Origin of the sequence: Collinsella sp. AM29-10AC (genome assembly GCF_003469085.1) — a bacterium.
Classification (GTDB): domain Bacteria; phylum Actinomycetota; class Coriobacteriia; order Coriobacteriales; family Coriobacteriaceae; genus Collinsella.
The window spans coordinates 36,646-50,228 of the sequence record NZ_QSKB01000022.1; the positions used below are offsets into that span (position 1 = coordinate 36,646).

The window sequence follows — 13,583 nt, forward strand, 5'->3', positions numbered from 1 at the left end:
TTTTGACAAAAAAAGGGGACGTGGAAACCACGTCCCCTTAGCATAAGCTCGAGCAGATTATCGAGCAACAATCACCACATGGCGATCGGGGTCAGAACCCTCAGAATGAGTATCGACGGCATCATTGCCACGAAGTGCAATGTGAACCAGTCGACGCTCATAGGCATTCATGGGCGGAAGCGAAACACTCTTATGAGTGCGGATGGCACGCTCGGCTGCAGACTGAGCCATGGAGGCAACCTTGTCCTGACGGCGGCTCTTGTATCCCTCGACGTCCACTACAACCGGATACCTAAAGCCAAGTTTGCGGCTCACTAGCAAAGAGAACATAACCTGAAGGGCATCAAGGGTGCGACCATGACGGCCAATGAGAACAGCAAGGTCGGGAGCCGTTACATCCAGAATCAGCTCACCCTCGTCGCCCTCATACTCATCGATGGGAGAGTTGTCGGCATCGAAGTGCGAAAGGATGGAACGCAGGATGGAAATCGCGACATCGGCAATGGTGTCGAGCTCCTCGTCGGTCAACTCTTCACCGGCCTTGTAGCGCTGTGCAATCTCGGGATAATCGCCCGCGACCTGCGGGGCAACCTCCTCAAGCATATCCTCGATGATCTCTTCAGACATAACGTACTCCAAAAGTTAGGTACCTAAATAAGATTGATATCCCGCTACTTCTTCTTGTGCGGGCGCGGCTTCTTTTCGCGACGAGTGACCTCAACCTGCAGCGGCGCGTTCTTAAGGCGCTCCTCCTCATCAGCCTTCGCCTTGTCGATAACCTTCTGCGTCACAAAAATCTGCTGGATAACCTGCCAGGCAGAGGACACATCGTAGTACAGCAGAACGCCGACGGGAAGGCTCCAGCCCATCCAAAGCATCATGACCGTCATGACAACGGCCATCATACGCATGCTCTGAGCCTGCTGGCCGGTCTGGTTGCGCGACATATAGAGCTGCGGAATCAGGGTCAGGACAGCGAACAGGATCAGGCAGACCAGCGCAGGCAGCGCGACCATAAAGCCATCGGCAAAGGAGGCACTCGGCGTGGTGGTCAGGTCGGGCAGAATATTAAAGAACGAGAACGTGCCGTCGTTAAAGTAGTCCGGCAGGTTACGCAGCAGCGTAAAGAGGGCGAACAGGACAGGCATCTGAATCAACAGCGGCAGACAACCAGCCATCGGGTTGAATTTGTTCTCGCTGTAGAACTTCTGCATTTCCTCGGCCTGACGCTGGGGATCGTCGGCATAGCGCTCCTGGATCTCGAGCATCTTGGGCTGCAGCACCTGCATGCGTGCCGTCGACTTAGTCGACTTGAGCATAAGCGGCGTCAGCAGCAGACGGATGATGACCACCAGGATGATGATGGACAGGCCCCAGTCGACCGCAAAGGTCTGGATGAGCTTGAGCAGCTCGAAAAGGATGTTAACGATCCAATCCCACATGTAAGTTTTCCTCCGATAGCGAGTGCCCGCTAGGGCACAGGGTCATAACCGCCGACGTGCAGGGGATTGCAGCGAGCGATGCGCCTCACGGCAAGCCAGCAGCCTCTCAAAACACCGTACTTCTCAATCGCCTGGACGGCGTATTGCGAGCACGTTGGGTAATAAATGCAGGCGTCAGGCAATAAGGGCGAAATAACCTGTTGATATATGCGAATAGGAGCGATGGCAACACGTCGCAAAACGTGATTGCTCATCGCTCCTCCCCGGCAACGCCGGCGCGTTTCATAAGCGAACGCAATGCATTGTCCATCTCCTGAGGCGAAGAAACCCTCGTCTTGGGAGTTGCGAACAAGATGATGTCATAACCCGCAACGGGAAATCCACAGCTGCGGGCGGCCTCGCGCATCACACGCTTAGAACGGTTGCGCACAACAGCACAACCGAGCCGTTTAGCACCAACGAAGGCGACCCTTCCGGAGTCGCCTTCGCCAACCGATTCACATATGGTCATTCGAATCAGAGGGTGATTGAAACGACGCCCCTGACTGAACACATGCTCGAAATCTTGCCGAGACTTAATAGTCTTCATGCGAGATGTGTGTATCGCTGCTAGACAGTGAGACGCTTGCGGCCCTTGGCGCGACGACGGGCGAGCACGGCACGACCACCCTTAGTGGCCATACGGGCACGGAAGCCATGGGTCTTGGCACGCTTACGCTTATTAGGCTGATACGTACGCTTCATCTTAAGTTCCTCCTGCTGCATTTCGAGTGTCCGCGGGGGCGCGGACGCAGATATAGACACGTGAGCTTGAAGATTGTAGGGAAATCAATGTTCAAATGTCAAGAAATCAAAGGTAAAAGGTTGCGCAGTTCACACGGTTCCCCCATAAGCCGAGCTCGATTTAGCGGTGCATGGCAACTTTTCACGATATTTCATCGAGTTTTCAACAGGTCATATTGGCAATGTTGAGAACTTTTCGTCCGTTTTCCAAAGTTTTCAACAGGTTTTGAAAAGTTGTCGAAAGATGAGAAACATTGCACGGTGAGCTACTATTTGTTCGAAACCTTTTGAAAGATTGCGAGCGGCATGTCTGACGACTTTTACACCATGGTCGATTCCGGAGACCCGGCACCCGACAACGAGCACATCACCGGCGTGCGCGAAGAGCGTGAGGAAGGCGAGCAGACGACCACGCAGGCGCCAAAAGCCATGTATGCAGCGCGCATCGCGGTCTACGATGACATGCTGTCGACACCGCGTGTCATCGTCATCGAACCGCAAGACGTCCGTACCTACTTGGAAGAGACAACCAACACCGTCTACCAGTGCATGAAAGAGCAGGGAGGACGCATCTCGCTGATGGTTATCCGCGAGATTGTCGAAAACTTTATCCACGCGCATTTTGCAGAGCCCATCATCTCGATTCTCGACGGTGGCGATACCATCCGCTTTGCCGATCAGGGTCCGGGCATCGACGACAAAGAGCGTGCCTTCGATTTTGGCGTAACCAGCGCAAACAGCAAGATGAAACGGTATATCCGCGGCACCGGCGCCGGGTTTCCCATGGTACAGGAGTACTTGGAAAACGCCGGCGGCGCCGTCTCCATCGAGGACAACATGGGCAACGGCACCGTCGTGACGGTAAGTCTGAACCCCAAGCGCGTGCAGGAAATCGAGCGTGCCGGCGGGCGCGGGGCAGCCGTGCGACCCGAGACGGAGCAGCCCACATATCCCCTGCCGGGAGCTTTTGCGCAGCAGCCCATGGCAACGCAGCAGATGCAGCCCCCCGTGGGGCAGATGCAGCAGCCCGGAATACTTCCTACACAAGAGCCCCAGGCGGCATCGATGTCGATGCCGCCAAACATGCCAGAGGCCATGCCGCTGGCGGATCAGGATGCAGCAGCAATGCAGCAGGCGACGGGGGCACCGGGTGGCCAACAAATGGGCTATCAGCCGTACCATCAGGGATATCCATATCAGCAGATGCCGCCACTGGGGTATGGCCAGCAGTTCCCGCAGCAGTACCAGCAGGGATATCAGCAGCCGTACCAGCAGATGCCGCAGCAGCAGTACAACCCCTGGGCCCAGCAGATGCCTCCGCAGCCTTACCAACAGTGGCCCCAAAGTTTTCAACAGCAGATGCCGACCATGCAGAGTTCTCAACAACCAGCAGCTCAAATGATGTATCCTAATGCAGCAAATCAGTATGCGCAGCCACAACCGGACGTGTTCGTAAGCGATCGCGGCAACGCCGCGCTAGGCTATCTGGCGCAAAATCAAGCGTGCGGCGCAACCGATCTGGCGAGGGCGTTTGGAAACTCGGCCCCCACTTGGTCACGCACGCTCAATGACTTGGCGCAGGCCGGCTTGGTCATCAAGCATGGCCAGAAATACCATCTGACCGAACTCGGCGCCGCTCGCGTGCGAGCTCAGAGCTAAAGAACGGGAGAGACAGTGGACGAGGAAGCAAGCATCATCCTGGGGGATGCCATCGCCTTTTGCCAGCGCGACGGCCAAGATGCACGCCTCATCAACATGCTGGGGCAATCGCGCGCTATAAGCCTGACCGAAGATACGCTCACGATCGAGGCGCCCTCGCGCTTTGCCATCGCGCAGCTCAAAAAGCATCAGCCGACTATTGAGGCCTATCTGGAAGAAATCGCCTTTGCGCCGATCGCGCTCGATATCGTGGCACCGCAAGGCGCAACGGCCGAATCCGCTGCCGCGACGGCGGCCGCCGCGGCTCCCGCTGCTTCCCCGGCGGTGCCGGCCTCCGCAGGCGACGTGCCGACAATCGAGCACCAGCACAGCGATGTTTCCCGTGAAACCATGGCACCGTTGCCGACCGCGGCGGCGGCGCCAGCGAACGCACCCGTCACGCACATGCCCATCGCTCACGACGCAGCGGCGAGCGCGGATTCGGGCATTGCAATCAAGAACACACTCTCGGCCGATGATTTTCGTCGCATGATGAACCAGATGAAGGGCGGAGCGCCGGCTAAATCCACGCAAGCTGCGGCCCCCGCTTCACCCGTGCCAGCACCGACCGTGCCGGCCGAGCAGAATACGGATGGAGCCCCGCTCGCCGCGAACTCAAAATTTACCTTTGAGAACTTTGTCTACGGCCCCGAGAACAGCCATGCCTATCGCTCGGCACTCAAGTTTGCCGCCCTCGCGGACGAGCGCGGCACGTGCACATCGTTGTTCATCTACGGCAAATCGGGCCTGGGCAAGACGCACCTGCTGCTTGCCATCAAAAACGAGCTCGCCGAGAAGTCGCCCGAGATCAAGGTCAAGTATGCCAACTCCCAGGCATATCTGGACGACCTGATGACCGAGTTCGACCGCCAAAAGAAGAGCAACGCCCCCATCATGCAGGCATACCACGGCGTGGACGTGCTCATCATCGACGACATTCAAAACATCATCGGCAAGCGCGCGAGCGTGGACTACTTTTTCCAGCTCATGGACGAGTTTATCCGCAACAACAAAAAAGTCGTCATCGCAGCCGACCGCGCTCCCAAAGACCTGAGCATGGACGAGCGTCTGACCAGCCGCTTCAACGCCGGCATGCTCTGCCTGGTCGCAGAGCCCAGCTACGAGATGAAATACAAGATCTTGCAGCGCTATTACGAGAACACCATCGTCGCCGCTCCCGAGGCAGGCGACGACTCGCTGCTGGCGGCCTATGGGGGCGACAGCGGGCACCTGACCGACGAGCACTTTAAACACATGGCAGAGGTCTCGGGCACCAACATCCGCGAACTCGAGAGCTTTTGCGAGCGCTGCGCCGGCGAGGCGGGCGACCGCGAGCGCGAGGGCGGGGAGCTCACCTTTGACGATATCGACGCCATCGCCAGCCAGTACTTCGACACATCGGCCAAAAAGATCAACGTCCAAACGGTTCAGTCCGTCATCGAAGAGCAATACGGCGTGACGCACGAGGAGCTCATCGGCCCGCGTCGCAACGCCAATATCGCCAAGGCACGCCATATCGCTATCTACCTGGCCATCGAAATGTGCGAGATGACGACCACGGCGGTAGGCGCCGAATTTGGCAACCGCAACCACTCGACCGTCAGCACAAGCTACAAAAAGGTCCAGAAGATGATCCAGGAAGACCGCACCGTCACCGAAGACCTCAAGTCGCTGCGCGATAAAATTACACTGCGCTCGTAGGGAAATAGAGACACCTGTTGAAAACTTGTCGAAACCACGGGCATAAGGTGTCTAAAACCCAACCCGCGGTGATGAAAAGTTTTGCGCAGGTTTTGAACGTGGAAAACCACCCCCGTTGCACACAGGTTGCTGTCGATTCTCTTTTTGGGTCTGACCTGCGTCTTTGAGAGTAATCAACAGTTTCGTCAGTGCTATTACTATTATTAAGATATTTATATCTATAGAAAGGTATTAAAAGATGAAGTTCACCGTCAGCCAGAGCTCGCTTACACAAGCCATCGGCGTCGTTATGAAGGGTGTCGCTTCGGCATCCACCCTTCCCATCCTGTCGGGCGTGCTCGTCAAGGCGCAAGACGGCATCTTGGAATTCCAGACCTCTAACTACACCATCTCGATCCGTCATCGCATCGCGGCGCATGTCGAAGAAGAGGGCGAGATGGTTATCCCCTGTAAGATGCTCTCCAATATCACCAAGACCCTCCCCGATGCCCCGGTCACCTTTGAGCTGTCCGAGCGCCAGGTACTGATTGGTTGCGAGAAGAGCTCTTTTAGGCTGAACACGCTCGATGCCAATGACTTCCCCGAGTTTCCGGCCTATGCCATCGAGAGTGCCGTGGAGCTGCCGACCGATGTCTTGTCCGAAATGGTCGGCCGCGTGTGGCGCGTCACCTCGACCGACAAGGCTCGCCCCATCCTGGGCGGCGTGCACATGAAGGTCGAGAACAACACCGTACGCCTGGTGGCGACCGATTCCTTCCGCTTGGCCGTGTGCGATACGCAGGTCGAGACCTCGACCCTCGAGGGCTCCTTTGAGCTCAACGTTCCAGCCGACGCCTTTAACGACGCGCTGAACATCATGGCCAGCCAGGCGACCATTATGATCGGGGCTACCGACACCCAGGTCGTCTTCGAGGCCGGCAACACCACCTACGTGTCGCGCCGCATCGAGGGCGTGTACCCCAACTACAAGCAGCTCATCCCCGATTCGTGCGTGACGAGCGTCAAGATCGACGTCGCCGCCTTTAACGCCGCCCTCAAGCGCGTGGCCGTTATCGCGAGCGCCAACCCCGCCGTCAAGTTCGAGATCGATGTCGAGAACGGGCAGATGGGCCTGTCCTCCATTTCCAATGACCAGGACCTTGCGCAGGAGACGATCGATGTCGAGGCCGAGGGCGAGTCGGGTACCATCGCCTTCAACTACCACTACATCTTCGGCTGCCTCAATGCCCTGTCCAAGGAGAAGGAGATCACGCTGGAGCTCAAGAGCTACTCGCAGGCGGGCATCTTCAAGTCCTACGACAAGATCAACTACCTGTACCTAGTCATGCCGGTCCGCATCTAGCGCTGCGCCATGACCATGTTCGCCCGCGATCTTTCCGTCGCGCACTACCGCAGCTTCGATAGCTATCGCCTTGCCCTGGACGAGGGCGTGACGATACTTGCGGGACCCAACGCAGCGGGAAAGACCAATCTCATAGAGGCGCTGCAGCTGCTGACGAGCGGTGCCTCGTTTAGGCATCCGACCGCAGCCGAGCTCGTCCATGACGGCGTGGGCTCGTGCAAGGTCGAGCTGAGGCTCGAGGGCGACGGCCGCGTGCTTGATATGGGATTGAGCGCGGGGGACGGTAAGCGCTCGTTTAGCCGCAACGGCAAGAGATGCTCCGCCGCCGGTGTGCGCGGGGTTCTGCCGAGCGTGCTGTTTTGTCCCGACCATCTGGACATGGTTAAGCGAGGCGCCAGTGTGCGCCGCGCCGCCCTCGATGACTTTGGCATGCAACTGAGCGCACGCTATGCCGATCTTGCGAATACCTATGGGCGTTGCGTGACCCAGCGTAATGCCTTGCTCAAGGAGACCTGGTGCTGCCGCGAGATGCTCGGCGCGTGGAACGATTCGATTGCCCGCGCGGGCTCGGCCCTGCTCGTGCACCGGTTGGCCCTACTCGACCGGCTGGCGGGCCATGTGCGCGCTGCCTACGGGCAAGTGGCGTCCGGTGAGGCCGCCAACGTGTCCTATGCGTCCACGCTGGGGGATTTGCCCCAGGTCGAGGATCGCGAAGAGCTGAAGGGCTGGGCGTACGAGCGCATGCTGGCTGCCCTCGATGAGCACGCCGACGAGGAAATTCGCCGCGGCGTGACGCTGGTGGGACCGCATCGCGACGAGATTGAGTTTACCGTGGCGGGTCGCTCCGCCCGTTCGTTTGCCAGCCAAGGACAGCAGCGCACGCTGGTGCTGTCCTGGAAGGTGGCCGAGGTTGCCGTGGCTCGCGATGTCCTGGGCACCGCCCCACTGCTGCTTCTGGACGACGTGATGAGCGAGCTCGACGGCGGGCGTCGCGGTGCTTTCCTGCGGCTGATCGGCGATGATATCCAGACGGTCATAACTACGACCAACTTGGGGTACTTTACCGATGACCTGCTTGATCGAGCCAAGGTGGTGAGCATGGGTGAGACGTGCTAATTACGAGCGCGAGAGCGAGACAGTCGCCTTCAGCGGGTTTTTGAACGCAGAGCGCCAGCGCATCCTGGCGGCTGCAACGCCTAAGCGCCGTGCGCAGATGGAGGCTGCCGAGGAGTCGCGCACGGTCTATCGCGCATGGAACGCGGTGTGCTCGGGCACGCGCGAGGGACGGCATGTGACGGGACTGCGCTACCTGCCCGAGTCCAATGAGCTGCTGGTATATCTCGACTCGCCCTCGTGGACGCAGGAAATGACGCTGTTGCGCGAGATCATCCGCGCACGCATGGAGCGCGCCGGTGCGCATGTGGACGGCCTGGTGTTCAAAACCACCGCGCCCGGTCACACACCGTCCGCCGCCAAGGAGCGCCTGCGCCCGGCGACGACCGAGCGATCGCCGGCCCCGCACGCCGACCTAAGTGAGGCCGAGCGTACCGAGATCGAGCGCCAAGTGGCGCCCATCGAAGACCAAAAACTGCGCGAGGCCCTCGAGAATGCCATGAGAGCCAGTGCCGAGTGGGCCAAGGGCGTGCAAAGCAAAAAAGAGCCTTAAATCGCATCTGGTGGCCTTGTAGAGCCAAATACCCTCGTTCCCGAGGGTATTTTTTTACGATAAACTAGTAAGGCTGTACACATTTTCTTGACTGAAGGAGGACGTGTGGCAAACGAAAACGATTACGATGGCGGCGAGATTAAGATTCTCGAAGGTCTCGAGGCCGTTCGTAAGCGCCCGGGCATGTATATCGGCTCGACGAGCGCCAGCGGTCTGCATCACCTGGTGTGGGAGATCGTTGACAACTCCGTCGACGAGGCCATGGCCGGTTTCTGCACCGAGATCCAGGTGACGGTCCACGCCGACAACTCCATCACGGTCGTCGACAACGGGCGCGGCATCCCCGTCGACGAGCACCCTGTTAAAAAGATCCCGACGCTCGAGGTCGTTATGACGATCTTGCACGCCGGCGGTAAGTTCGATAACTCGGCCTATAAGGTCTCGGGCGGCCTGCACGGCGTGGGCATCTCCGTCGTCAACGCGCTGTCCAAGCGCGTGGTCGTTCAGGTTCGTCGCGATGGCAACACCTACGAGATGGAGTTCTCGCGCGGCAAGACCGTCAAGAAGATGGAGGTCGTGGGCACCTCGGATTCAACGGGCACCACCGTCACCTTCTGGCCCGACGACGAGATCTTCGAGACCTGCATCTACGATTTCGATACGCTGCACAACCGTCTGCAGGAGACGGCGTTCCTCAATAAGAACCTTAAGATTGTGCTGACCGACGAGCGCGAGGCGACTCCCCACGTGGAGGAGTTTTGCTACGAGGGCGGCATCGTCGACTTCGTCAAGTTTCTCAACGAGGGCAAGGACGTCCCCGAGGCCTTTAAGGAGCCCATCTACATCGAGGGCAAATCGGATCCGGACGCGCCTGTGGCCAAGATAGGCGAGGTTGAGGTTTCCCTGCAGTGGAATAGCGGCTACGGCGAGAACGTCATGTCGTTCGCCAACGACATCTACACTCCCGAGGGCGGCATGCACCTTGAGGGCTTTCGCACCGCGCTCACCCGCGTGATCAACGACTACGCGCGCAAACAGAACCTGCTCAAGGAAAAAGACGCCAACCTGACCGGCGACGATGTGCGCGAGGGCCTTTCGGCCGTTATCTCGGTTAAGCTGCCCGATCCGCAGTTTGAGGGCCAGACCAAGGCCAAGCTCGGTAGCTCCTATATGCGCGCGCTCACGCTCAAGATCGTGACCGACGGTCTCGCCGATTACTTGGAGGAGCATCCCAAGCCCGCCCGCGAGATTGTCAAGAAGGCGCAACAGGCCTGCAAGGCGCGCAACGCCGCCCGCAAGGCGCGCGAGGCGACCCGCCGCAAGAGCCTGCTCGAGACGGCGTCCCTGCCCGGTAAGCTCGCTGACTGCTCGGTGCGCGATGCCGAGCTGACCGAGCTCTTCATCGTAGAGGGTGACTCGGCAGGCGGTTCGGCCAAGGACGGCCGTCGCCGAGACATCCAGGCGATTCTGCCCCTGCGCGGCAAGATTCTGAACGTCGAACGCGTTGGTGACCATCGCGCGTTCTCGAGTGACACCATCCAGTCGCTGATTACCGCGATCGGCTGCGGCGTCACGACGAGTGCCGGCGACGGCGGCGACTTCGATATCACCAAGGCGCGCTACCACAAGATCATCATCATGACCGATGCAGACGTCGACGGTGCGCACATCCGCATCCTGCTGCTGACGTTCTTCTACAAGTACATGCGTCCGCTGATCGATGCCGGCTACGTCTATGTTGCCTGCCCGCCCATCTTTGGCATTAAGGTGCGCAACAAGATCCACTACGTGTATCCCAACGGCCGCCAGCCCGAAGACGAGATCCTGCGCGACACCATCCAGAGTCTGGGCCTGAACCCCGACGATAACGACGAAGACGGCAAGGCCAAGGATGGCAAGATCACCAAGAAGCGCAAGGGCTATACCGTCCAGCGCTACAAGGGTCTGGGCGAGATGGACCCCAAGCAGCTCGCCTCGACGACGATGGATCCCAAGACCCGCATCCTGCAGCGCGTGTCGATCGAGGATGCCGTGGTGGCAGACCGCGCCGTGCGCGAGCTGATGGGTTCCGAGGTCGGCTATCGCCGCGAGTACATCGAGAAGCACGCGCATGACGCACGATTCCTTGACGCTTAAGAGGAGGTAACGTGGCAGACGATATCAACAATAACGAGGGTATGGACGAGGCCGGCGACGCCGGCATGCCCGATGATCTGAAGCGCCTGCTTGCCCGTGCTGAGCAGGGCGAGGACGGCGATCCGGACGCCTATAACCCCGATGCCGATGATGAGGAAGAGGACGACGACGCCGAGCTCGAGGAGAGCTTTGGCGAAGTCGACCGTGGCGCCTCGGCCGGCGAGGATATCAACGGCGGTCAGCTCCAGATTTCGGAGTTCGGCCGCGAGATGAAGCAGTCGTTCATCGAGTACTCGATGTCGGTCATCACGGCGCGCGCCCTGCCGGACGTGCGCGATGGCTTAAAGCCGGTGCACCGTCGCATCCTGTACGCCATGAACGAGAGCGGCATCTACCCCAACCGTCCGCACAAGAAGTCCGCTTGGACGGTCGGCGAAGTTATCGGTAAGTACCATCCGCACGGTGACTTCGCGGTCTACGAGGCCATGGTCCGCCTGGCGCAGTGGTTCTCCATGCGCACGCCGCTCATCGACGGTCACGGCAACTTTGGCAACATCGATGGCGACGGCGCCGCCGCCATGCGTTACACCGAGAGCCGCCTGGCAAAGCCCGCCATGGAGCTGCTGCGCGACCTGCAGAAGGATACCGTCGACTGGCAGCCCAACTACGATGAGTCGCTCGCCGAGCCCCAGGCGCTGCCCGCGCGCTTCCCCAACCTGCTGGTCAACGGCAGCCAGGGCATCGCCGTCGGCATGGCTACCAACATCGCCCCGCACAACCTTACCGAGGCGATCGAAGCCACGTGCTACCTGATCGACAACCCCGACGCCACCGTCGACGAGCTCATGCAGATCATGCCCGGTCCGGACTTCCCCACCGGTGCCATCATCATGGGCAGTGCCGGCATTAAGCAGAGCTACGAGACCGGCCGCGGCTCCATCACCGTGCGCGCTAAGGCTCATGTGGAGTCCACCAAGACCGGCCGTAGCCGCCTGGTCTTTACCGAGATTCCCTACATGGTCAACAAGGGCACCCTGCAGGAGAAGATCGCCCAGCTCGTCAACGATAAGCGCATCGAGGGCATCTCGGATATGCGCGATGAGTCCAACCAGAAGGGTATCCGTCTGGTCATCGAGCTCAAGAAGGGCGTCATTCCGCAGGTCGTGCTCAACAATCTGTATAAGTACACCTCGCTGCAGACGACCTTTGGCGCCAACAACCTAGCACTTGTCAACGGCGTTCCCAAATGCCTGAGCCTGCGCGAGATGCTGCAGCACTACATCGACCACCAGGTCGACGTAGTCACTCGCCGCACCCGCTTCGACCTTAAGAAGGCTCAGGCCCGCGCGCATATCCTCGAGGGTTACCTGATGGCCCTTGACCATATCGACGAGGTCATCAGCATCATCCGTTCCTCGCAGACCGATTCCGAGGCCAGCAGCCGCCTGATCGAGCGCTTTGGCTTTACACCCGAGCAGACCACGGCCATCCTCGAGATGAAGCTGCGCCGCCTGACCGGCCTGGAGCGCGACAAGATCCAGGAAGAGCTGGACGGCCTGCGCCGCGCCATCGCCTACTACGAGGACCTGCTGGCGCACGAGGAGAAGATCCTGGGCGTCATTAAGGAAGAGATGCGCGAGATCTCCAAGAAGTTTGGCGATAAGCGCCGCACCGAGATCAGCCAGGTCGAGAAGGACCTGGACGTCGAGGACCTCATTGCCGACGAGGACATGGTCGTGACCATCACCCACACCGGCTATGTCAAGCGCATCCCGGTGGCCGCCTACCGCGCCCAGAAACGCGGCGGCAAGGGCGTGTCGGGCGTCAACCTCAAAGAGGACGATGTCATCGACGAGATGTTCATCGCGTCCACGCACGAGTACGTGCTGTTCTTCTCGAGCAAGGGCAAGGTCTATCGCCTGAAGGTGCACGAGCTGCCGGTGGGTACGCGCCAGGCGCGCGGTACCGCGATCGTCAACCTGCTGCCCTTCGAGGAGGGCGAGAAGATCGCGAGCGTCATCAGCTGCCGCGAGTTCCCTGCTGACGAGTACCTGATGTTTGCCACCAAGAGCGGCATGGTCAAGAAGACCGTGATGAGCGCATATGACCGCAGCCGTCGCGACGGCCTGATCGCTATCAACCTGCGTGACGACGACGCGCTGCTGAACGTGCGCCGCGTGCGCGAGGGCGACAAGATTATCCTGGCCACCACCGCGGGCAAGGCGATCATGTTCTCCGAGGAGCAGGTGCGCGCCACCGGCCGCGATACCAGCGGCGTTCGCGGTATCGGTATGAAGGACGGCGTGAGCGTTCTGGGCATGGAAGTCACTAACGGCAACGGCGATCTGTTCGTCATCACCGAGCGCGGCTACGGCAAGCGCACGCCGGTTGCGGACTACCCGGAGCAGAATCGCGGCGGCCAGGGTGTCTACACCATCCAAATGACCGAGCGTAAGGGTAACCTCGCGGCCATGAAGACGGTGGGCCCGCAGCACGAGCTGTTCATCGTGACAGAGGGCGCGACGGTCATTCGTGTCAAGACCGACGAGATCAGCCAGACCGGCCGCGCCACCCAGGGCGTCAAGATGATGACCGTCGACGACAACGACCGCATCTGCGCCGTAGCCCGCATGACGGCCGCCAAGGAGAAGCCCGAAGACGAAGGCGCCGAGGCCGCAACCGACGCCGAAGAGGCCCCAGTCGACCTAGGCGACGGCAACGACATGCCAGAGGATCTCCTAGACGAGTAAGAGGCCCTAGCTGATAGAAAATATCAGACCCCATATATCGGCGGTCGGCGCACTGCGCGCCGACC

General features: G+C 59.8%; 12 protein-coding genes. 7 read left to right on the top strand and 5 right to left on the bottom strand.

From position 1 onward, the window contains the following. Positions 1-57: 57 nt before the first annotated feature. From DW754_RS07995 to rpmH, 5 genes are read right to left on the bottom strand one after another with little or no spacing between them, the layout of a single operon-like run. The gene (locus tag DW754_RS07995) at positions 58-627 is read right to left on the bottom strand and encodes a R3H domain-containing nucleic acid-binding protein (RefSeq protein ID WP_117759203.1); all 570 of its coding nucleotides are present in this window, start codon (positions 625-627) and stop codon (positions 58-60) included. Positions 628-671: 44 nt separating this feature from the next. Then, entirely contained in the window at positions 672-1,442 is a 771-nt protein-coding gene (locus DW754_RS08000; protein WP_055251326.1) for a YidC/Oxa1 family membrane protein insertase, read from the bottom strand. A gap of 29 nt (positions 1,443-1,471) precedes the next feature. Further along, on the bottom strand, positions 1,472-1,696 hold the full coding sequence (gene yidD / locus DW754_RS08005) for a membrane protein insertion efficiency factor YidD (protein WP_022093804.1): 225 nt from the start codon (positions 1,694-1,696) through the stop codon (positions 1,472-1,474). After that, positions 1,693-2,031, bottom strand: a complete 339-nt coding sequence (gene rnpA / locus DW754_RS08010; RefSeq protein WP_082435526.1) for a ribonuclease P protein component — start codon at positions 2,029-2,031, stop codon at positions 1,693-1,695. The genes yidD and rnpA overlap by 4 nt, the downstream gene beginning before the upstream one ends. 20 nt (positions 2,032-2,051) lie before the next feature. Then, on the bottom strand, positions 2,052-2,186 hold the full coding sequence (gene rpmH / locus DW754_RS08015) for a 50S ribosomal protein L34 (RefSeq protein ID WP_019127408.1): 135 nt from the start codon (positions 2,184-2,186) through the stop codon (positions 2,052-2,054). 345 nt (positions 2,187-2,531) lie between these two features. Between rpmH and DW754_RS08020 the strand changes: the two genes are divergently transcribed. The 7 genes from DW754_RS08020 to gyrA all read left to right on the top strand — a co-directional run bounded on the left by DW754_RS08020 (position 2,532) and on the right by gyrA (position 13,518). Beyond that, on the top strand, positions 2,532-3,884 hold the full coding sequence (locus DW754_RS08020) for an ATP-binding protein (RefSeq protein WP_117759205.1): 1,353 nt from the start codon (positions 2,532-2,534) through the stop codon (positions 3,882-3,884). A 15-nt stretch (positions 3,885-3,899) separates the two neighbouring features. Continuing rightward, positions 3,900-5,624, top strand: a complete 1,725-nt coding sequence (locus DW754_RS08025) for a DnaA ATPase domain-containing protein (RefSeq protein ID WP_117759207.1) — start codon at positions 3,900-3,902, stop codon at positions 5,622-5,624. A 238-nt stretch (positions 5,625-5,862) separates the two neighbouring features. Then, positions 5,863-6,966, top strand: a complete 1,104-nt coding sequence (gene dnaN / locus DW754_RS08030) for a DNA polymerase III subunit beta (protein ID WP_099432409.1) — start codon at positions 5,863-5,865, stop codon at positions 6,964-6,966. A gap of 9 nt (positions 6,967-6,975) precedes the next feature. Further along, complete coding sequence (locus DW754_RS08035; RefSeq protein WP_117759209.1) at positions 6,976-8,082, top strand: DNA replication/repair protein RecF; 1,107 nt, start codon at positions 6,976-6,978, stop codon at positions 8,080-8,082. Beyond that, positions 8,069-8,632, top strand: a complete 564-nt coding sequence (locus tag DW754_RS08040) for a DciA family protein (protein WP_117759211.1) — start codon at positions 8,069-8,071, stop codon at positions 8,630-8,632. The genes DW754_RS08035 and DW754_RS08040 overlap by 14 nt, the downstream gene beginning before the upstream one ends. 105 nt (positions 8,633-8,737) lie before the next feature. Then, complete coding sequence (gene gyrB, locus DW754_RS08045; protein ID WP_117759213.1) at positions 8,738-10,768, top strand: DNA topoisomerase (ATP-hydrolyzing) subunit B; 2,031 nt, start codon at positions 8,738-8,740, stop codon at positions 10,766-10,768. 41 nt (positions 10,769-10,809) lie between these two features. Beyond that, positions 10,810-13,518 (top strand): DNA gyrase subunit A, encoded by a 2,709-nt coding sequence (gene gyrA, locus DW754_RS08050; protein ID WP_117759217.1) that lies wholly within the window; start codon positions 10,810-10,812, stop codon positions 13,516-13,518. The last annotated feature ends 65 nt before the right edge of the window (positions 13,519-13,583 follow it).